The organism is Paraburkholderia sp. Clong3, assembly GCF_050436485.1.
In the GTDB taxonomy this organism is placed as follows: Bacteria; Pseudomonadota; Gammaproteobacteria; order Burkholderiales; family Burkholderiaceae; genus Paraburkholderia; species Paraburkholderia tuberum.
The window spans coordinates 3,754,845-3,775,628 of record NZ_JBNDMH010000002.1; the positions used below are offsets into that span (position 1 = coordinate 3,754,845).

The window sequence follows — 20,784 nt, forward strand, 5'->3', positions numbered from 1 at the left end:
AACTGCATTAAAATACTATTAATAGTACTATTTGCCACATAGTGGTGAGATCTGCCAACTTACCGCCACGTTGCGCGACGGGATCATCAACCGCGAGGAGAAAACCATTACGCACGATCTGCACGGGCGAGTCGCCCAACTGCTGGCGACCGCGATTCTGCGCGGCGACTATGCGCCGGAGTCGATCCTGCCTCGTGAAGCCGAGTTAATGGAGATGTTCGGCGTGAGCCGCACGGTGCTGCGCGAGGCGCTGCGCACGTTGACGTCGAAAGGGCTGATCGAATCGCGGCCGCGCGTGGGTACGCGCGTGCGGGTCAAGTCCGCGTGGAATCTGCTCGATGCCGATCTGCTCGACTGGTATTCGCGCGTCGCCGAGCCGATGGCGTTCGCGCTCAAGCTCCAGGAAATGCGCGAGATGATCGAGCCTTACGCCGCCGGCCTCGCGGCCGCCGCGCACACCGACGACACGTTGGGTGCGCTTGCGGCCGCGCATACCGCGATGGTGGCGGCGCGCAACGTCGACGAATGGGTGCGCGCGGATCTGCAGTTCCACCTGTGCGTGCTCACCGCGTGCAGCAACGAGCTGCTGATCCCGCTTGGCGCGCTGATCGAGCGCACGCTCGAGGCACAATTGCGGCTCAATGCGAAACGCGCCGATGTGTTCAACGCGTCGCTCGCCGAGCACACGGCGGTGTTCGACGCGATCCGCGCGCGCGATGCCGCCGCGGCGTACGCGGCGATGGCGTCATTGCTCGGCGTGACGCGCGGGCGAATCGAAGGCTGAGGCGGACGTCGGCGCATTCGGTCTCAATCCATTGCCGCATGAGCGATCGACGCATCCGGTGCCTTGTGCGACGGCCGGATCAGCAGCAACAGCGGGATGACCAGCAGCGTCGCCACGAACATCAGCTTGAAGTCGTTCAGATACGCGACCATCGCCGCCTGCTGCGTGATCGACGCGTTCAGCGCCGCGATGTCATAGTTCGAGCCGCTGTTGAGCATCGACTGGAGCGCCGGATTGAACGCGGTGACGTTCGCAGCGAGGTCCGCGTGCGAGATCTGCGTGTTGCGCGTCATCAGCGTCTGCACGATCGAAATGCCGATACTGCTGCCGATGTTGCGCATCAGGCTATAAGTCGCGGTGCCGTCCGCGCGCAGCTCCGGCGACAGCGTCGAGAACGTCAGCGTGGACAGCGGCACGAACACGAGGCCGAGTCCGAAGCCCTGGATCACGCCGGGCCACACGATGTCCGATGCCGATAGCACGATCGTGTACTGCATCATCTGCCACAGTGCGAACGCCGATATCAGGAAACCGCAGAGCAGCAACAGCCGCGCATCGACGCGCTTGAGCAGCCGGCCGGCGATCAGCATCGCGACCATCGTGCCGGCGCCGCTCGGTGCGGTGACGAGGCCCGTGGTCGCGACCGGATAGCCCATCAGGTTTTGCAGCATCGGCGGCAGCAGCGCACGGGTCGCGTACATCACCGCGCCGATCACGAAGATGAACAATGTGCCGGTCGCGAAGTTCGGATCTTTCAGCAACTTGTACTTGAAAAACGAGCGCTCGCCGATCGTCGCCGTGTGCACGAGAAAGAACGCGAAGCTGATTGCTGCGACGAGCGCCTCGATCACGATCTCGATCGACGAAAACCAGTCGAGCTGCTCGCCGCGATCGAGCATCGCCTGCAACGCGCCGATCGCGAGGCCGAGCGTGATGAAGCCGAACGCGTCGAACTTCACGTCGTGTTTCGGCTCGCGCGTCGGCAGGAAGCTCGCGACGCCGAACAGCGCGATCGCGCCGATCGGCACGTTGATGAAGAACACCCAGCGCCAGTTGTAGCTATCGGTGAGCCAGCCGCCGAGCGTCGGACCGAGGATCGGCCCGACCATCACGCCCATGCCCCACACGGCCATCGCCTGGCCCTGCTTTTCGCGCGGGTTGATGTCGAGCAGGATCGACTGCGACAGCGGCACCAGCGACGCGCCGAAGATCCCTTGCAACAGACGCGACACGACGATCTGCGGCAGCGTCTCGGAGAGTCCGCACAACGCGGAAGACACGGTGAAGCCGCCGATCGCGATCAGCAGCAGCCGCTTCACGCTGAGGCGATCCGCCAGCCAGCCGGTGAGCGGCGTGGCGATCGCGGCGGCGACGATATAGGAGGTCAGCACCCACGTGATCTCGTCCTGCGACGCGGACAGCGTGCCTTGCATATGCGGCAGCGCCACGTTGGCGATCGTGCTGTCGAGCGTCTGGATCAGCGTCGCAAGCATGATCGAGATCGTGATCATCGGCCGGTTGAGCAGCTCAGTGGCGCTCGCCGACGTGGAGGCGGAAGACATGGACGGTGGGGAGGGTCGATATAGTAAGCATGCTTAGTATATCGTCGATACGGGTTGGCGCTATCGGGAGTTGTGCTGAGGATAGAACGCACACGCAGTTGCGCTGTACGCCGAAGTGCTTCCGTATAATCCGCGCATGAAAACCCAATTCGAAGAGCGCTTCGGCTTTCTGATCTACGACGTCGGCCGGCTGGCTGGCAAGCGGTTCGACGATCTCGCGAGGTCGTCGGTCGATCTGACGCGCGCGCAGTGTCGCGTGCTGGCCTATCTCGGCCACTACGGCGACATCAATCAGGCCCGGCTGGCGGATCTGCTCGAGGTCGCGCCGATCTCGGCGGGCCGGCTGCTCGACCGGATGGAGGAGGGCGGCTGGATCGAGCGGACCGCGAATCCGCAGGATCGCCGCGAGCGCCAGGTGCGCATGACGCCGAAGGCTGAGCGCACGCTCGGCAAGGCGCGCAAGGTCGGCGACGAGGTCGCGCTCGAAGCGCTCAATGGTTTCAGCGATGAAGAAGCGGCGCAGTTGATCGCGCTGCTGCAGCGGGTGCGCGGCAATCTGAGCCGGATCGTGGATCGCTGAAGCGTCGCGGTGTTGGCGCGACGCCGAAGTCTTTCGCGCGAGCCGGGGTTACGTTGAGCTCGCGCTTCAAATCACGTTATCTGGATTCCGACGCCGGCGTGGCGCCGCTCGGCGGGACCAGCTCGTAACAGCCCGGCGCCACCGACGTTTTTGCTTTTGCATCCGGTTGCTGCGGATCGATGCATTTGAACGCGCTCTGATCGCGCTGCACGAAGATCGTGTCGGCGGGACCGTTGTTGACCACGGCGACGATCTTGTAGCCGTCCTGCAGCAGCGTCGCGAGCATGGTGGAACTGGCGCGCCATTGACTGTCGGCGGTGCTCGGCGTTTGAGCTTGTGCGATGAGGGCGGCGGTCGTGCCGGCGAGCGTGAGCGCAGCGGTGGTTGCGGCGAGCGCGACGGTGCGGAGCGTCATTAAGGAGCCTCTCGAAGTTGCGACGGAATTGCGGAAGGAAGCCGGAGGTGCCAACCAAACCCGCGGCGCTTCACTGCCCATACCCTGCGACGCCGCTGCTCATCGTTCGTTCCATCAGAAACTCGCGCAACGCTCGCTGGCAAGCCATGCTCGCCATCCGCCAAACTCCGAGATATCGGTTCCCGACTGCACGCCATACGGCTCGCAGAGGAAACCGGTAACCCACGAACCGTCGACGAGTTCGACCTTCCCCAGAACCAGCGGAGGCGGAACGGTCGAAATAAACGAGCCGAACTCCGCGCTGGGCATTTCCCACACTTCGACAGCAATTTTTGCGCCGCCATCGGTGACGCGCCACAGGCCTGGACGCCTCGTGCCGTCCGCCGACGCAGGCAGCGCCGACAACCGGTATTGCGCGGCAGTCTGAGTGGCCTGCAAGAGCCGCGCGCGTCGGGCAAGCAGATCGCGGTTGAGGGGCAACCCTTGCATGTGTGCGCCGCAGACCGCGATCCGCATGCGATCGTGGCTCGCCGCGCATCGTTCGCCGCGCGGCTCCGGCTCGACGGTTAGACCTCCGACGCAGTGCACGCCGCTCTTTCGTTGCAGCAGGTCGGCCACACCCAACAGATACTGGTCGGTGAACGCGCGGCCAAAGACGGTCACGCCCCAGGGCAGACCATTCTTCATGAAACCGGTCGGCGTAGCGACGGCGGCATAGTCCAGCAGATTCATGAAGTTGGTGTAATAGCCGAGCAGGGAGTTCGGACCAATGGGGTCGCGCTCCAACTCGTCGAGCGTCACGGCACGCGGATACGTCGGCGTCAGAACGAAATCGAGTGAATCGATCGACGCATCGCAGACGGCCTTCAATTCCTGCAAGCGGTACTGCGCGCGAAACAGTTCGACCGCGCTCGCGCCGGGTGCCTTCGCCAACACATCGCGAATGACGGGCAAAACCGCGGCGGGTTTCTCCGTCATCAACTCGCCCGCCACGCTGTAACGCTCGGCCACCCACGGCCCCTGATAGAGCAGATTGGCGGTTTCGACAAACGGCGTGAAGTCGATTTCGACAGCTTCACCACCTGCTTCTTCGAGCAACGCGCGCACCTTCGCGAACAGCCCGGGGCTCTCGGAACAGCCGGCGAATTCCAGTTGCGCCGGCACGCCGAACTTGAACGCCGTGGGCTCGCCAAACGCGCGTGCCGTATTCCATTGCGGATTCGCGCGGCTGTATGCATCGCGAGGATCGGGGTGCGCGCTCAACGCAAGCAACTCGCTCGCTTCTTCCGCCGTCGCCGTGAAGAACGTCACGCAATCGAGCGTGCGGCACGCGGGCACCACACCCGCGGTGGACAGCAGGCCTTTAGTCGGCTTGAGACCGACGAGATTGTTCAGCGCGGCAGGCACGCGACCGGAACCGGCCGTGTCGGTCCCGAGCGCGAAACTGGCGACGCCGAGCGCGACCGCGAGTGACGACCCCGCGCTCGAGCCGCCCGACGGATAGTCGGGATGCACGCTATTGCGACACTTGCCATACGGCGACCGGGTGCCGTTCAGACCGGTCGCAAACTGGTCGAGATTGGCTTTGCCGAGCGGCACCGCGCCGAGCGCGATCAATTGTGCAACGACGCTCGCCGATTGCGACGGCGTGTACGCGAACACGGGGCACGCGGCGGTTGTCTGAATGCCGGCGAGATCGATGTTGTCCTTGATCACGAACGGAACGCCATAGAGCGGCAGGCTTTCGACGTCCTGGGTGTCGAGCCAGTCGAGGTAGGGCGCGACTTCATCTTCGGTCAGAAGATGGATGAACAGATTGAACGATGGATTGAGCGCCGCAGCTTTTTCGAGCAGTTCAGCGACGAGCCTGCGCGGTGTGAGCGTTCCATCACGGTATGCGCAGCGAAGTGTCGGGAGGCGAAGATCGAATGACGAGAATGAAGACATGGTTTGCGTCCAGATAATTAGTGACGTTCGACGACGGCGACGCGTTGCCCCGCGCGCACGGGCGAACCCGGCGCCACGTAGATCTCGCCGACCGTTCCGGCGCACGGCGCACACACCGCGATTTCCATCTTCATCGACTCGATGATGAGCAGCACGTCGCCCGCGTCGACCGCGTCGCCGGTTTTCACCTTGACTTGCCAGAGGCTGCCGGCGATCTCGCTGTCCACGGCGACTTCGCCGTCGTGAAGCGGAGCTAACTGAGTGTCTTCGGTGACCGGCGTCTCGAACGTGACTTCCGAGGTGCCCGCTTCACGCCACCGCGCGCGCTCGGCCTGGAAGGCCGCCTGCTGTCTTGAACGGAACTGCTCGATGCTGGCCGATTCGCTAGCGAGAAACGCCTGATAGTCCGGCAACGAAAGCTCGGACTCTTCAATCCGCAACGGAAAACGCCCAAGCGGAAAGTCCGCGCGGATGCGCAACAGTTCGTCGGCCGATACTTCGTAGAAACGAATCTGGTCGAAGAAGCGCAGCAAATAATGCTGACCGGCGAAATCCGCGACTTCGCGGTAGCGATTCCACATCTGCAACGTGCGGCCGACGAATTGATAGCCGCCCGGCCCCTCCATGCCATACACGCACAGATACGCGCCGCCGATGCCGACCGAGTTCTCCGCGGTCCACGTACGGGCCGGATTGTATTTCGTCGTGACCAGCCGGTGACGAGGGTCGAGCGGTGTCGCGACGGGTGCGCCGAGGTACACGTCGCCGAGGCCCATCACCAGATAGCTCGCCTCGAAGACGATTTGCCTGACCGCGTCGATGGAGTCGAGGTCGTTGATGCGGCGAATGAATTCGAGGTTGCTCGGGCACCACGGCGCGTTCTTGCGCACGGTGGTCATATATTTTTCGATCGCGAGCTGGCACGCGGGGTCGTCCCATGACAGCGGCAGATGAACGACCCGCGACGGCACGCGCAGATCCTTCTGCAACAAGACCTCGTCCCACGCCCGCGCGACGATGTCGAGCAACCTGGCGAGCGGCAGATCCTCGGGTCGGTAGTGGATCTGCAGCGAACGGATGCCCGGCGTGAGATCGATGACGCCAGTCAGATGCTGCGCTTCGAGGGACTGCATCAGCGCATGTCCGCGAAACCGTGCCACGAGGTCGAGCTCCGCTGGACCGATTTCGAGCAGCAGATGTGTGTCGCCGGATACACGTGCGACGAGTCTGTCGCGGTCCGCGCCGGTATCGAGCACGATCGGCGACGTCAGCGATGCTCTTCTTTCGCTCGGCGCACTCGGTGCAATCTCGAGGCTCTCCAGTTCCCGACGACGCTCACGCGCAGCCGCACGCGCTTCTTCGACTTCGACGGGCGCGAAGCGGATCCTGTCGCCTGCTTTCAACTGGCCGATCTGCCAGAGGTCCGCCTCGATGATCGTCACCGGACAGACGAAGCCGCCGAGACTCGGGCCGTCGGGTCCGAGAATCACGGGCATGTCGCCGGTAAAGTCGACGGCGCCGACCGCGTACGGATTATCGTGAATGTTCGACGGATGCAGTCCAGCCTCGCCGCCGTCCTCGCGCGCCCACTCGGGTTTCGGTCCGATCAGGCGCACGCCGGTACGGCTGGAGTTGAAGTGAACCTCCCACTCGGTGTCGAGCAGCTGCGCGATATAGCGGGCGCTGAAGTATTCGGGTGCGCCGTGCGGGCCATAGATCACGCGAACGGTGCGCACGCCGTCGAGCGTCGGCGCGTCGACGAGCGCCGCGCCGGCCTGTGCATCGTCGAGCGGATAAAGATGCAGCACGTCGCCCGCGCGGATCGCGCGGCCGCCATGTCCGCCGAACTGGCCGAGCGTGAAGGTGCTGCGGCTGCCGAGATACAGTGCGACGTCGAAGCCGCCGCGCACGCACAGATAAGCGCGCGCGCCCGTGCCGCGTATCGTGCCGAGCGCGAGCGTCGAACCCGCCGGCACATGGAGGCTCGTGTTCAGCGGCTGAGCGACATCGTCGAGCAGCACCGGAATCTGCGCGCCGGTGATGGCGACCACGGCATCCCTGTTGAAGCGCAGCGTCGGCCCGCTCATCGTGACTTCGAGAGCGGCGGCGTCGGCCGCATTGCCGAGCAGGCGATTGCCGAGCCGCATCGCCCGGTCATCCATCGGCCCCGACGGCGGGATGCCGACTGCCCAGTAGCCCAGGCGGCCGGGATAGTCCTGCACCGTCGTCTGCGTGCCGCCGCTGACGACTTCGACCGTGCCGGCCCGATACCTGAGCCCTTCGAGACATCGAGTCCACGGTTCGCCCGACGCGAACGGCCGGTCGCGCAGAATCTGGCGCAGATAGTCGCGATTGGTCTCGACGCCGTAGAGTCGGGTGTTGCGCAGCGCATCGTCGAGCGCATCGCGCGCTTCATCGCGAGTCGGCGACCACGCGATCACTTTCGCGAGCATCGGGTCGAAGTAAGGCGGCACTTCGCAACCGGCCTCGATCCATGTATCGATGCGCAATGCGCGCCCGTCGGCATTCGGGAACGCGACATCGGTCAAGAGGCCCGGACTCGGTTTGAAATCACGCCCCGGATCTTCCGCATAGAGTCGCGCCTGGATCGCGTGCCCTCGCGGCGTTAGACTCGCCGCCAGGTGCTTCAGCGGCGCGAGCGTGCCGGCCGCCAGTTCGATCATCCAACGCACGAGGTCGACGCCCCACACCTGTTCGGTGACGCCGTGCTCGACCTGCAGACGCGTATTGACCTCGAGGAAGTAGAACTGTTCGGCGGCGCTGTCGTACACGAATTCGACGGTGCCGGCGGAGCGATAGTCGACGGCTTTCGCGAGCTTGACCGCTGCCTCGCAGAGCGCGGCCTGAATGCCGTCCGGCAGGCAGGGGGCGGGCGTTTCCTCGAGCACCTTCTGATTGCGCCGCTGCACCGAGCAGTCACGCACGCCGAGCGCGAGCGCGTCGCCTTTGCCATCGCCGAATACCTGCACTTCCAGATGCCGGGCCCGTTCGATGTACTTCTCCAGAAACACGCCGGCATCGCTGAAATTGTTTTCGCCGAGGCGCTTCACGGCATCGAAATGGGCGCCGAGTTCGTCGGCGTTCCAGCACACCCGCATGCCGATGCCGCCGCCGCCCGCGGTGCTCTTCAGCATCACCGGATAGCCGATGGCCTGTGCCGCCGCGAGCGCCGCCGGCAAGTCCGCGAGCAGCCCGGTGCCTTCGAGCATCGGCACCCCTTCGTTGGCCGCGATTTCGCGGGCCGTGTGCTTGAGGCCGAACGCGCGAAGCTGCGCGGGGGTCGGTCCGATGAACGCGATGCCGGCCGCTTCGCAGGCTTCGCCGAACGCCGCGTTCTCCGATAAGAAGCCGTAGCCGGGATGGATCGCCTGCACGCCTTCGCGACGCGCAATCGCGAGGATCTTGTCCACGTCGAGATAAGTCAGCGCGGCCGGACCCTCGCCGAGCGCATGCGCGACAGGCGCTTCGCTGACGTGGCGGCTCGCTCGGTCGGCTTGCGCATAGATGGCGACGCCGGTGACGTCGAGTTCGCGCAACGTCCTGAGAATGCGGCACGCGATAGCGCCGCGATTGGCGATCAGAATCTTCTCGAACATGGAAGGTGTGTTGATTCGAAGGCGGGCCGTCCCGCCGTGGGAATGGCCGGCCGTGGTCGTCCACGGCCGAGGTCGCGTCAGCGATGCGTCTGGGTCAGTTCTTCGCGCGTACGGCTGAAGTACCGGCCCGAGCGAACCAGCATGAGGAGAAAAAGCCAGTGGCGGATGCGCTTCAATTCCATATCAGCAGCTCCGCGGGCGTCGGGTTGTAGGCGTTGCACGGATTGTTCAGCTGCGGGCAGTTGGAGATCAGTACGATCACGTCCATCTCCGCGCGCAATTCGACGTATTTGCCCGGCGCAGAAATGCCGTCTTCGAAGCTGAGCCCGCCCGTGGCCGTGACCGGCACGTTCATGAAGAAGTTGACGTTCGCGCCGATGTCCTGCTTCGACAGGCGGCCGTCATGTGCGCAGGCACGCAGGAAGTTGTCGCGGCAGCTGTGCATGTAGCGCTTCTCCAGGGCGTAGCGCACCGTGTTGCTTTCCTGCGCGCAGGCGCCGCCGAGCGTATCGTGGCGGCCGCACGTGTCGGCGACGATCGTCAGCATCGGGTTGCCGAGGTTCGAGTACAGCACCGAGCCCGACGTCAGGTAGAGGCTTTTTTGCCGGCGCAACGTGCGTTGCGGGTCGAAGCGCTCGCGCGGATCGGCGAGGCTGTAGAACAGCGTGTCGACCGCCTGGTTGCCTTCGAGATCGACGATGCGCAGCGTTTGCCCGGCCTTCACCTCGTGAAGCCACGGCTCGCCGGCGGCGAGTGTCTCGCGATAGACCGCGGTTTCCGGACGTTTGTCGCTGACGATAAGCGTGCTGGTCATAAGCGTGGCCTTCGCTCAAAGAAAGAAGCGTTCTGTGTTGATGAAACCACGTGCGTTCTCTTCGCATGCGGTGCGGCAAACTTCGGCGACCTCGGGCCGCGCGTCGCTCAACTCGAGCTTGACGGGCCTCGGCGCGTACTCGGGGTTCGGGTCGAGCGGGTGCTGGATCGCGGTGAGCACGACGAGCGTGTTCATCGGTGCGTAGAACTCCACGTAGTTGCCGGCTTTTGAGTTTCCTGGCACGAAACTGAGAACGCCGTCGTCGCTGACATCGACACGGCTGAACAGATTGAGCGTCATCAGCAGGTCAGTGATGCCGAGCCCCCACTTGCCCATTTCGACGAGCAGGTTGTCCGTGCCCGTTGCGATAGAACGCGTTGCGCAGCTCCTGGTAGCGGCCCGCGCCGTATCGTTCGCGGACCTCGTCGGCGTTCGAAGCTCCGCCGATGCTGTCGTGCCAGCCACAGGTATCCGCGACGATCGCGGCAAGCACGCGGCCCATGTCGGAGTACAGGCAGTGCCCGACCGTGAGCCTGGCCGTGTGCTGGCACTTCAACGAATCCGGCAGATTGAGCCGTTCGCTCTTTTCCGTCGCGTTGACCATCATCACGCTGACGTTCGCACCGCCGCGCAGGTCGGTAATGCGCAGCGATCGACCACGCTTGACGATCAGCGACGTATGGCCGCCGCCCGGGACGGTTTCTTCAAGCAATAAGGTCGTATCTGAGTTCATACCTGAGTTCCCTTCAGTCGGAGACCAGTTCGATAGGCGATGCGCCTCGCACGGCAGCCTCGGCGATATGCACGGCGGACATGGAATCGCGGCTACGGTCGAGCGCAATGTTGTAGGTGATGCGCGCGCCATAGGCGCCCGGCGCCTGCGGGTCGACGCGCACCTTGTCGAAAACCAGCACGCGGCTTCCCAACGTGAAGCCTTCTTTCAGGTCATGCGTGACCATGAAGATCGTGAGCTTCGCTTCGCGCCACAGGTCGGAGAGCAGCTCATGCATGTCCTTGCGGATGCCGGGGTCGAGCGCGCCGAACGGTTCGTCGAGCAGCAGCACGCGAGGCTTCATCATCAGCGCCTGCGCGATCGCGAGGCGTTGCTGCATGCCGCCCGACAGTTGCTGCGGAAACTTGTTCAAGGCCGCGCCCAGACCGACGCGCTCGAGCATGGCCGCTGCCTCGTCTTGCGCCACGCGCCGACGGGCACCGAATAGCCGGCCGGTGAACTTCGCCTGTGGAAGCTCCAGCCCGAGCATCACGTTGCGCAACACGCTCAGATGGTCGAACACCGAGTAGCGTTGAAACACGACGCCGCGATGCCTGTCCGGTTCGCCGGGCAGCGGCTTGCCGTCCAGCAGGATCTCGCCGCGCGTCGCGCGCTCCTGACCCAGCAGCAGGCGCAGAAACGTCGACTTGCCGCAGCCGGACGCGCCGACCATCGAACAGAACTCGCCTTCCTTGACGGTCAGATTCAAACGCTCGAGCACGACCTGGTCGCCGTACTCTTTCCAGACGTTGCGGACTTCGATCATCGCGCGCCTCCGTACCACGGGAAGCACCATTGCGTGATCCGGCGCAGCAGCTCGTCGGTGAGCCATGCGAGCAGCGTGATCCACGCGACGTACGGCAGGATCAGATCCATCGACAGATAGCGGCGCACGAGAAAGATGCGGTAGCCGAGGCCATCGGTCGACGCGATCGCTTCGGCGGCGATCAGAAAGAGCCACGCCGCGCCGAGAGAAAGACGCGTCGCCGCCAGCAGACGCGGCAGCAGTTGCGGCAGCACCAGACGCAGAATCAGCGTCCAGCTGGTGGCGCCGAGCGTCTGCGCCTTGACCCACAGCTCGACCGGAATCTCGCGGGCGCGAGCATGCAGATCGCGAATGATCACCGGCGTGATGCCGACGACGATCAGCACGACCTTCGACAACTCGTCGAGCCCGAACACGATGAACAGGACCGGCAGCACCGCCAGCGGCGGCACCATTGAGATCACGGTGATGAATGGCGACAGCGTCGCGCTGACGAGCGGAAACGAACCGGTCGCGATCGCGGCCACCAGTGCGATCACGGCACTGACGACAAGGCCGATGCCGAGCCGCCGCAAGCTCGACAGCGTGTCGGTCCACGACAGATACTCGCCGGTGCGCTTGTCCTCGGTGAAGGCGGCCGACTTCACCGCGTCGCTCATTTGCGCCGCGCTCGGCAGCAGCTTGTCATCGGGATTGAGCGAGAGTCGCATCGAGGACCCGGCGAAGTAGACCGCGAACAGCACGACGAACGGCAGCAGGAGCAGCATCAAGCCGCCGATCCGGCTCGGATGTCGATTGATGAGTCGCATGGTGAGCGCCTGGTTGGAAAGCTGGGGTGCGAGCCCGCGATAGCGAGCCCCCGGCGAGTGCCTGGACGGTCCGTGTCAGAGCTTGCCCGCGACCGCCATCGCGACGTAGGTCGGATCGAAACGCAGCTTGACGTTGTTCTTGTTGCCGACGACGACGCCCTTGTTGAACGCCATGCCGACCGCGTCCGCGCTCTTCGCGTCCTGTCCGAGCAGGCCGTGATCGAAAGAGAACTTCGCGACGCGCGTCATGATCTTCGGCATGTCGGCGCTGGTGACGAAGTCGAGCGCGGCTTGCGGCGAATAGAAGAGGGCGGTCGTCGCCAGTTGGCCCTTGAAGTTGGCGAGATCGGTGCCCGAGGCCTTCGCCATCGCGGTCAGCGCGGACGTGCTGGCCGCGGAGTCGGTGTGCATCAGCGCGACCATTTCGAACCATGCACCGGTCAGCGCTTTGCCGAGGGCGGGGTTCTGCTGCAACGTCTTCGTGTTGACGACCATCATGTCCATGATTTCGCCCGGGGATCTTGCTGGAGTCGAAGACTTCGCTGACGTTCGGCTGCGACTTCAGATCGGCGAGCATCGGATTCCAGGTGACCGCGTTGTGAACCGTGGGGGTCGCGAATGCGCCCGAGATGTCGGCATCCGAGGTGTTCACGACCTTGAGGTCGCGCTCGCTCATGTGAGCGCTTTCGAGCGCGCGTGCGAGCAGGTAGTGGGAGACGGAAAACTGCACGAGGTTGACCTGTTGGCCCTTCAGGTCGGCGATCTGCTTGCCCTTGCCCTTCATCAGCACGCCGTCGTTGCCGTTCGAGTAGTCGCTGACGATCAGGGCCGTCGAATCCACGCCGCCGGAGGCGGGAATCGTGAGCGCGTCCATGTTGGTCATCGCGCAGCCGTCGAACTTGCCGGCCGTGTACTGATTGATGGACTCGACGTAGTCGTTCAGCTGCACGACGTCGACATTGATGCCGTATTTCCTGGCCCATTTGGACACGATGCCCTGGGTTTTCGCCTCACCCCACGGCATCCAGCCGGCGTAGATGGTCCAGCAGACCTTGAAGTCGTTGCGGCCCGCGGCGAACGTGGGGCTCGAGGCGAAGGTGGCGAGGGAGACGGCGGCAATGCCAAGACAGCGAACGAGCTTGAACATGGGTTGACCTCGGAGGGGACGGTTAGCGACGGCAGGGAGCAGCGCAAACATCGCGTTCTCTCCCGGGCTTTTGTCCCGCCGTGTAACCTCGCCTGAGGTCGACAGCTCTCGGACCAGCACCTGCGTGAAGCAGGCCGGAACCCTAGCCGTCCATTTCCAGATTGTTTGTCGAACCGGAGGTTGCGCCGGCTCCTTGCGCGCTCTTTAAAGCGGGAAGTGTGCCAGGGGCCATACCGCGGGTTGGTCGTTAGCTTTGTGCGGCGAAGGGCAGGTTTTTGCCCTGGGGCGGGGAAGGTGTGCACTGGTGTGTGTCAGGGAGTGCACTCGATTCGGGCGTGAGAGGACGGGTATCCGACTCAGCGATGCCAGACAAGATGTAGCGGTCGTAGCGGGCTGCCTTGCTGCTCGCATGCGTCTGCGCCGTTCGAACCTGTTATTTGATGCCATCCCTATCGAATGCGAAACGAACCGCAAGTCAATGTCGTCCGGCAGATTCCACGCAGCGTGTGGGTTCTAGGATGTGTGAGTCTTTTCATGGACATCTCATCCGAAATCATCCACAGCCTGCTGCCGATGTTTCTGCTGGCAAGCCTTGGCGCCGGCGCCGGCACGATTGGGCTCATCGAGGGCATCGCGGAGGCCACGGCCCAGATGGTCAAGGTGTTTTCGGGAACGCTGAGTGACTACCTCGGCAACCGAAAGTGGCTCGCCGTAGCAGGGTATTCGCTCGGCGCAATGAGCAAGCCGCTTTTTGCCATTGCGTCGTCGGTTGGAGTCGTGGTGACGGCGCGCGTCATTGACCGTGTCGGCAAGGGCGTTCGCGGTGCGCCTCGCGATGCACTCATCGCGGATGTCACGCCGCAGCACCTGCGTGGCGCGGCCTTCGGCCTGCGCCAGTCGCTCGATACGGTCGGTGCGTTCCTCGGACCGCTGCTGGCCGTTCTCATCATGCTGATATGGGCAGATAATTTTCGGCTTGCCTTCTGGCTTGCCGTCATTCCTGGTGTGCTCGCGGTTGCGCTGTTGACGTTTGGTATCACGGAGCCTGAGCACGAGCCTCGCGCCAAAAGAAGCAATCCTGTGCGGTGGCAGAGTCTCAGGGAGCTTGGTTTGGACTACTGGTGGGTCGTAGGGATAGGCGCCGTTTTTGCGTTGGCGCGATTCAGCGAGGCTTTTCTGGTGCTTCGTGCGATGGGCAGCGGCGTACCGATTGCGCTCGTTCCGCTCGTCATGGTGGCAATGAATATCGTCTACGCGCTGTCCGCTTATCCGTTCGGGAAGCTCGCGGACACGATGCGGCATACGCGGCTGCTGATAGGTGGTCTGATCGTGTTGATTGGCGCCGACCTCGTGCTTGCACACGGCACCCACTGGAGCATAGTCGTCGTAGGCGTAGCGCTGTGGGGGCTGCACATGGGGATGACGCAAGGCCTGCTCGCTACGATGGTCGCGCACACGGCACCTGCGCATCTGCGCGGGACTGCGTTCGGTTTCTTCAATTTGCTAAGCGGCATCGTGACGCTGGTTTCGAGCGTTATCGCAGGCCAGTTGTGGGAACGTCTGGGCGCAGCCGCGACCTTTTATGCGGGCGCAGCCTTCGGTCTGATGACCGTGGTGCTGCTGCTCTTTCACCCGACACCGGCTCAATCTCTTCACGACCTGAGCTAACGTGGCATAGCCGGGGTATCCGTCTGGAAAATGCGCGCATTGTTGCCGCTATTTCCCCAACGTCGAGTGGTGTGTCGCTGCGTCTGCCCGAACTCGGATGCCCAGCGGTCGTCAGGCTTCGTGGCAGCGTTTCAAAACAAAAAAGCCGCTGTCCTTGTGGGACAGCGGCTTTTTCTTGAAGCTGGTGGCGAATCAGGGACTCGAACCCCGGACCTGCGGATTATGATTCCGTCGCTCTAACCGACTGAGCTAATTCGCCGAAAGAAGCGAGATTATGCTGGGGCCACCGGGGGCTGTCAACCCCCGGCTCACAACTTTTTCAGATAGCTCCGGCTGTCGGTTCACTCAATCCTTCGCGTAGATATCCGAGTCCTTGGTTTCGCGCACGAACAGCATGCCGATCACGAAGGTGACCACCGCGATGATGATCGGATACCAGAGCCCCGAGTAGATGTTGCCCTTCGCCGCGACGATCGCGAACGCGGTGGCCGGCAGGAAGCCGCCGAACCAGCCATTGCCGACGTGATACGGCAGCGACATCGACGTATAACGGATGCGCGTCGGGAACATCTCGACCAGCATCGCCGCGATCGGCCCGTAGACCATCGTCACGTAGATCACGAGGATCGTCAGGATCACGATGCTCATCGGCCAGTTGATCTGAGCCGGATCAGCCTTCGGCGGGTAGCCGGCGGCCTTCAGCGTCGCGGCGAGCGTCTTCTCGAACGTCTTGGCTTGCTCCTTCGCGTCGCCGGCGCGGCCGTCGAACGTGTTGACGACCGTATCGCCCACGCGGATCTGCGCGATCGTGCCGGCAGGCGCCGCGACGTTGTCGTAGTTCAGGCCGGCTCGCGACAGCGCGCCCTTCGCGATGTCGCATGAGCTCGTGAACTTCGCCGTGCCCACCGGGTTGAACTGGAACGAGCACTCGGCCGGATCGGCGATCACGACGATCGGCGACTTCGCGGTTGCCGCTTCGAGCGCCGGGTTCGTGTAGTGTGTGAGCGCCTTGAACAGCGGGAAGTAGGTGAGGGCGGCGATCAGCAGGCCGGCCATGATGATCGGCTTGCGGCCGATGCGATCCGACAGCGAGCCGAAGAACAGGAAGAACGGCGTGCCGATCAGCAGCGCGAGCGCGATCATGATGTTGGCGCTCGAACCGTCGACCCTCAGCGTCTGCGTGAGGAAGAACAGCGTGTAGAACTGGCCCGTGTACCAGACGACAGCCTGGCCGGCCGTCAGGCCGAGCAGCGCGATAATCACGACCTTCAGGTTCTTCCATTGGCCGAACGCTTCGGAAAGCGGCGCCTTCGAGGTCTTGCCCTCGGCCTTGATGCGCGCGAACACCGGCGACTCATGCAGTTGCAGGCGAATCCACACCGACACCGCGAGCAGCAGGATCGACACGAGGAACGGAATCCGCCAGCCCCAGGCGCCGAACGCGTCTTCGCCCATGAGCGTGCGAACGCCGAGAATCACGAGCAGCGACAGAAACAGACCGAGCGTGGCGGTGGTCTGGATCCATGCGGTGTAGAAGCCGCGGCGGTTCGCCGGCGCGTGTTCGGCCACGTAGGTCGCGGCGCCGCCATACTCGCCGCCGAGCGCGAGACCCTGCAGCAGGCGCATCGCGATGAAGAGCACCGGCGAAGCGATGCCGATCGCCGCGTAGCCCGGCAGGAAACCGACGAGGAACGTCGACAGGCCCATGATGACGATCGTGATCAGGAACGTGTACTTGCGCCCGACCATGTCGCCGAGCCGCCCGAATACGATCGCGCCGAACGGCCGCACCGCGAAGCCCGCCGCGAAGCTGAGCAGCGTGAAGATGAACGCCGCGGTCGGATTGACGCCGGAGAAGAAGCTCTTGCTGATGAAGGCCGCAAGCGAGCCGGCCAGATAGAAGTCGTACCACTCGAAAACCGTACCCAGCGACGATGCGAAGATCACCCGCTTCTCATCGCGCGTCATCGGCACGTGCGAGATTTGCCCGCCAACGGTAGCCATATTGTCGTCTCCAATATTGATATATCCACGGATCGCCGGCACAGCCGTTCCCGTGCAAGCGATTATTGGAGTGGAAACTTACGGCGTTCTGACTCGGCGCCTGAACCTGGGGTAGTCCGGTAAGTCGACGAATAGGCGTTCAATTTCCGTTAATGTGCTGGTATGTTCCCGCAATCCACGCTGAAATATCTCAAAAAACGCTGACCGTCAAGCTGACGATAGAGGCGCGTTAGGGTAAGTCCCGTCCCGTTCGAGCACGTGCAAGCTGACGCGCACCAGTGTGCCGGCGAGCCGCGGCGACTCCTGGTAGACGTTGTCGTCGATGGCGAGCTCGCCGCCGTGCATTGCCGCAATCTCGCGCACGATCGCGAGGCCGAGGCCGCTGCCGTCGCCCTCGCGGCCCAGAATCCGGTAAAAGCGCTCGACCACACGCGAGCGCTCGCTGGCCGGAATGCCGAGCCCGGTGTCCTCGACTTCCAGGTGCACGAGCCGCGCGGGGGCGTCGTGCCGCACGCGCACGGTGATGCGGCCGCCCGCCGGCGTATAGCGGATCGCGTTGTCGATCAGGTTCGACAGCATTTCACGCAGCATCACCGGATTGCCGGCGACTTCGACGGGCTCGTCGGGCGCTTCGTAGCCGATGTCCATCTGCTTCGCGAGCGCGGCCTGCACCCATTCGCGCACCGCGCTGCGCGCGAGTTCGCCCAGTTCGAGCGGCGTGAAGATCTGTCCCGACCGACGGTTTTCCGCGCGCGCCAGCGCGAGCAATTGCGTGACGAGCCGCGCGGCCTGCTCGGAGCTCGTCGCGATCTGTTCGAGCGAGCGACGAACCTCGGCCGACGCGTTCTGGCGCAGCGCGAGCTCGGCCTGGGTGCGCAGGCCGGCCAGCGGCGTTTTCATCTGATGCGCGGCGTCGGCGATGAAGCGCTTCTGCAGCTCCATGTTCTGTTCGAGGCGCGTGAGCAGATCGTTGAACGACGTGACGAGCGGCTCGATTTCCGGCGGCGCGCGGCGCGCTTCGAGCGGCGACAGATCGTCCGGCCGGCGCGCGCGGATATGCGCCTGCAGCGCATGCAGCGGCTCGAGCCCGCGCGACAGCCCGAACCACACGAGCAGGATCGCGAGCGGCAGGATCACGAACTGCGGCAGGATCACGCCCTTGATGATGTCGTTGGCGAGCTGGCTGCGCTTGTCGAGCGTTTCGGCGACCTGCACGAGCACGGCCTGCGCGCCCGGCGTCTGCGGAAACTCGACGGTCGTGTAGGCGACGCGGATGTCGTTGCCGCGCAGCACGTCGTCGCGGAATTCGACGAGGCCCGGCGGCGGGCGGTCCTCCTCGTGCGGCAGTGGCATGTCACGCTCGCCGGCCACGAGCTCGCCGCGCGCGCCGAGCACCTGAAAGAACACGCTGTCGACGTTGTCGGCGCGCAGGAAATCGCGCGTCGACTCGGGCAGCGACAGCTCCGCGACGCCATTGACCGGATGGATCTGGCGCGCGAGCACGTAGGCGTCGGTTTCGAGCGCGCGGTCGAACGGCCCGTTCGCGATCGACTTCGCGACCAGATAGGTGACCGCGAGGCTCATCGGCCAAAGCAGCAGCAGCGGCGCGAGCATCCAGTCGAGAATTTCGCCGAACAGCGAGCGCGGACGCGCTTCGGCGGCGGCTTCGGTTTCGTCGGGCGCGGCGAACGGATTGGCGTAGCGCGCGTCGCGCGCCTCGTCGAGGTCCGCCGCGTGCGCCGTGGCGCGATCAGCGCGTGCGGACATCGCTGGCCTCTATTTGTAGTGGTGGCTCGCCGGCATCGCGGTGGACGACGGCGCGGTGGACGATTGTGCCGCTTGTGCCGTCTGCGGCGCGGAGCCGGCCGGGGTGGCGGGCGCGCTCGCATTCGCCGGCGGCGCCGCTTTTTCGAGACAGTAGCCGAGCCCGCGCACGGTGATGATGCGCACGCCGCTCGGTTCGATCTTTTTGCGCAGCCGGTGCACGTAGACTTCGATCGCGTTGTTGCTGACTTCCTCGCCCCATTCGCACAGATGGTCGACGAGCTGCTCTTTCGAGACCAGCCGGCCGATCCGTTGCAGCAGCACTTCGAGCAGACCGAGCTCGCGCGCCGACAGATCGATCGCCTGGTCGTTGACGTAGGCGATGCGGCCCACCTGATCGAACGACAGCGAGCCATGCCGCACGACGGTCGGGCCGCCGCCCGCGCCGCGCCGTGTCAGCGCGCGCACGCGCGCTTCGAGTTCGTTCAGCGCGAAGGGCTTGGCCATGTAATCGTCGGCGCCGAGGTCGAGGCCTTTGACGCGTTCGTCGACGCTATCGGCGGCGGTCAGGATCAGCACGGGCAGGTTCGAATTGCGCGCGCGCAGGCGGCGCAGCACCTCGAGCCCGGACATGCGCGGCAGGCCCAGATCGAGGATCAATAGGTCGAACGTCTGCATTGACAACGCGGTATCGGCTTCTACGCCGCTTTTCACGTGATCGACCGCATAGGCCGATTGGCGGAGTGATCGAACCAGACCATCCGCGAGTATGCTGTCGTCTTCGGCAATCAGAATTCGCATGATGCGCCAGCCTGGCTTTGCCGGCACCGTGGGGTTGCCCCGGCGCGCAGCGGTCTCCGAACATTATTGTGGGTAGTTGGGGCGATGCGACAGTAAAAGATGCGCGTTCGCATCACAATCGCGCTTGCCAAAACTACTGTTTTTTTATACAGTGTCTGCGTTTCGTGTGATGTCCTGGAGACTCCGCTCAATTCGAGTGGAACCACGGGTGCACATCTGCCTCAGACGCCGTTCATCATAGCAAAGGACGATTCATGGAAGAAAGCAAGAAAGGCTCGGCTGGACTGACTGCTGAAAAGAGCAAGGCTCTCGCCGCCGCGCTCGCGCAGATCGAAAAGCAGTTCGGCAAAGGGTCGGTCATGCGGCTCGGCGCAGGTGAGGCAGTCGAAGACATCCAGGTGGTCTCCACCGGATCGCTCGGCCTCGACATCGCACTGGGCGTCGGCGGTTTGCCGCGCGGCCGCGTGGTCGAAATCTACGGTCCGGAATCGTCCGGTAAAACCACGCTGACGCTGCAGGTCGTCGCCGAAATGCAGAAGCTCGGCGGCACCGCGGCGTTCATCGACGCGGAACACGCGCTGGACATTCAATACGCGGGCAAGCTCGGCGTGAACGTCGCCGACCTGCTGGTCTCGCAGCCGGACACCGGCGAACAGGCGCTCGAAATCGCCGACGCGCTGGTGCGCTCGGGCTCGATCGACATGATCGTGATCGACTCTGTCGCGGCGCTGGTGCCGAAGGCGGAAATCGAAGGCGAAATGGGCGACTCGCTGCCGGGTCTGCAGGCGCGTCTGATGTCGCAGGCGCTGCGCAAGCTGACCGGCACGATCAAGCGCACGAACTGCCTCGTGATCTTCATCAACCAGATCCGCATGAAGATCGGCGTGATGTTCGGCAACCCGGAAACCACCACGGGCGGTAATGCGCTGAAGTTCTACGCGTCGGTGCGTCTCGACATTCGCCGCATCGGCTCGATCAAGAAGAACGACGAAGTGATCGGCAACGAAACCCGCGTGAAGGTCGTCAAGAACAAGGTGGCGCCGCCGTTCCGTGAAGCGATTTTCGACATCCTGTACGGCGAGGGCATCTCGCGTCAGGGCGAAATCATCGACCTCGGCGTGCAGGCGAAGATCGTCGACAAGGCCGGCGCATGGTACAGCTACAGCGGCGAGCGGATCGGTCAGGGCAAGGACAACGCGCGTGAATTCCTGCGCGAAAATCCGGATATCGCTCGCGAAATCGAAAACCGTATCCGCGAATCGCTGGGCGTTACCGCGATGGCGAACGCCGTGACCGGCGCGGACGCTGAAGTCGCGGGCGAAGAAGAGTAAGCA

14 protein-coding genes, 1 tRNA gene, 2 pseudogenes and 1 riboswitch are annotated in these 20,784 nt (G+C 64.1%); of the genes and pseudogenes, 4 read left to right on the forward strand and 13 right to left on the reverse strand.

Annotated features, from left to right (window positions below; all coding sequences use genetic code 11):
- The first annotated feature begins 70 nt into the window (after positions 1-70).
- The gene (locus OKW30_RS21520; RefSeq protein WP_184022974.1) at positions 71-784 is read left to right on the forward strand and encodes a FadR/GntR family transcriptional regulator; all 714 of its coding nucleotides are present in this window, start codon (positions 71-73) and stop codon (positions 782-784) included.
- Between the two features lie 23 nt (positions 785-807).
- Here OKW30_RS21520 and OKW30_RS21525 read toward each other — a convergent pair whose 3' ends face one another.
- A complete protein-coding gene (locus OKW30_RS21525) occupies positions 808-2,295 on the reverse strand; it encodes a DHA2 family efflux MFS transporter permease subunit (protein WP_429347774.1) in 1,488 nt (495 codons plus the stop codon).
- Positions 2,296-2,482: 187 nt separating this feature from the next.
- On the opposite strand from OKW30_RS21525, the gene OKW30_RS21530 reads away from it, so the two are divergent.
- Positions 2,483-2,926, forward strand: coding sequence for a MarR family winged helix-turn-helix transcriptional regulator (locus OKW30_RS21530; RefSeq protein ID WP_184066623.1), 444 nt, complete (start codon positions 2,483-2,485; stop codon positions 2,924-2,926).
- A gap of 76 nt (positions 2,927-3,002) precedes the next feature.
- Here OKW30_RS21530 and OKW30_RS21535 read toward each other — a convergent pair whose 3' ends face one another.
- From OKW30_RS21535 to OKW30_RS21570, 8 genes and pseudogenes are all read right to left on the reverse strand, one after another.
- The gene (locus OKW30_RS21535; protein WP_184066583.1) at positions 3,003-3,341 is read right to left on the reverse strand and encodes a hypothetical protein; all 339 of its coding nucleotides are present in this window, start codon (positions 3,339-3,341) and stop codon (positions 3,003-3,005) included.
- Between the two features lie 114 nt (positions 3,342-3,455).
- On the reverse strand, positions 3,456-5,288 hold the full coding sequence (gene atzF / locus OKW30_RS21540) for an allophanate hydrolase (protein WP_429347519.1): 1,833 nt from the start codon (positions 5,286-5,288) through the stop codon (positions 3,456-3,458).
- Positions 5,289-5,305: 17 nt separating this feature from the next.
- Complete coding sequence (gene uca / locus OKW30_RS21545) at positions 5,306-8,905, reverse strand: urea carboxylase (RefSeq protein WP_429347520.1); 3,600 nt, start codon at positions 8,903-8,905, stop codon at positions 5,306-5,308.
- A 172-nt stretch (positions 8,906-9,077) separates the two neighbouring features.
- Positions 9,078-9,719, reverse strand: a complete 642-nt coding sequence (locus OKW30_RS21550; protein ID WP_187628175.1) for an urea amidolyase associated protein UAAP2 — start codon at positions 9,717-9,719, stop codon at positions 9,078-9,080.
- A 15-nt stretch (positions 9,720-9,734) separates the two neighbouring features.
- Positions 9,735-10,452, reverse strand: a pseudogene (locus OKW30_RS21555) (urea amidolyase associated protein UAAP1).
- Between the two features lie 13 nt (positions 10,453-10,465).
- Positions 10,466-11,257: an ABC transporter ATP-binding protein gene (locus OKW30_RS21560; RefSeq protein ID WP_429347521.1), complete on the reverse strand. Its 792-nt coding sequence runs from the start codon at positions 11,255-11,257 to the stop codon at positions 10,466-10,468.
- A complete protein-coding gene (locus tag OKW30_RS21565; RefSeq protein ID WP_429347522.1) occupies positions 11,254-12,066 on the reverse strand; it encodes an ABC transporter permease in 813 nt (270 codons plus the stop codon). Before OKW30_RS21565 ends, OKW30_RS21560 begins: the two co-directional genes overlap by 4 nt.
- A gap of 75 nt (positions 12,067-12,141) precedes the next feature.
- Positions 12,142-13,213: pseudogene (locus OKW30_RS21570) on the reverse strand (putative urea ABC transporter substrate-binding protein).
- Positions 13,214-13,270: 57 nt separating this feature from the next.
- Positions 13,271-13,370, reverse strand: a riboswitch (guanidine-I (ykkC/yxkD leader).
- Between the two features lie 299 nt (positions 13,371-13,669).
- On the opposite strand from OKW30_RS21570, the gene OKW30_RS21575 reads away from it, so the two are divergent.
- A complete protein-coding gene (locus tag OKW30_RS21575) occupies positions 13,670-14,881 on the forward strand; it encodes an MFS transporter (protein ID WP_429347523.1) in 1,212 nt (403 codons plus the stop codon).
- A 182-nt stretch (positions 14,882-15,063) separates the two neighbouring features.
- On the opposite strand, the gene OKW30_RS21580 is transcribed toward OKW30_RS21575, so the two are convergent.
- The 4 genes from OKW30_RS21580 to OKW30_RS21595 all read right to left on the reverse strand — a co-directional run bounded on the left by OKW30_RS21580 (position 15,064) and on the right by OKW30_RS21595 (position 19,450).
- Positions 15,064-15,140 (reverse strand) — tRNA-Met (locus tag OKW30_RS21580).
- A gap of 86 nt (positions 15,141-15,226) precedes the next feature.
- Positions 15,227-16,885, reverse strand: coding sequence for an MFS transporter (locus OKW30_RS21585; RefSeq protein ID WP_184066556.1), 1,659 nt, complete (start codon positions 16,883-16,885; stop codon positions 15,227-15,229).
- 207 nt (positions 16,886-17,092) lie between these two features.
- On the reverse strand, positions 17,093-18,652 hold the full coding sequence (locus tag OKW30_RS21590; RefSeq protein WP_429347524.1) for a sensor histidine kinase N-terminal domain-containing protein: 1,560 nt from the start codon (positions 18,650-18,652) through the stop codon (positions 17,093-17,095).
- Between the two features lie 9 nt (positions 18,653-18,661).
- Positions 18,662-19,450 (reverse strand): response regulator transcription factor, encoded by a 789-nt coding sequence (locus OKW30_RS21595; protein ID WP_184066551.1) that lies wholly within the window; start codon positions 19,448-19,450, stop codon positions 18,662-18,664.
- Positions 19,451-19,704: 254 nt separating this feature from the next.
- Between OKW30_RS21595 and recA the strand changes: the two genes are divergently transcribed.
- Positions 19,705-20,781 carry a recombinase RecA gene (gene recA, locus OKW30_RS21600; protein WP_018421721.1) on the forward strand — a complete coding sequence of 359 codons (1,077 nt, stop codon included), beginning with the start codon at positions 19,705-19,707 and terminating at the stop codon, positions 20,779-20,781.
- Positions 20,782-20,784: the final 3 nt, after the last annotated feature.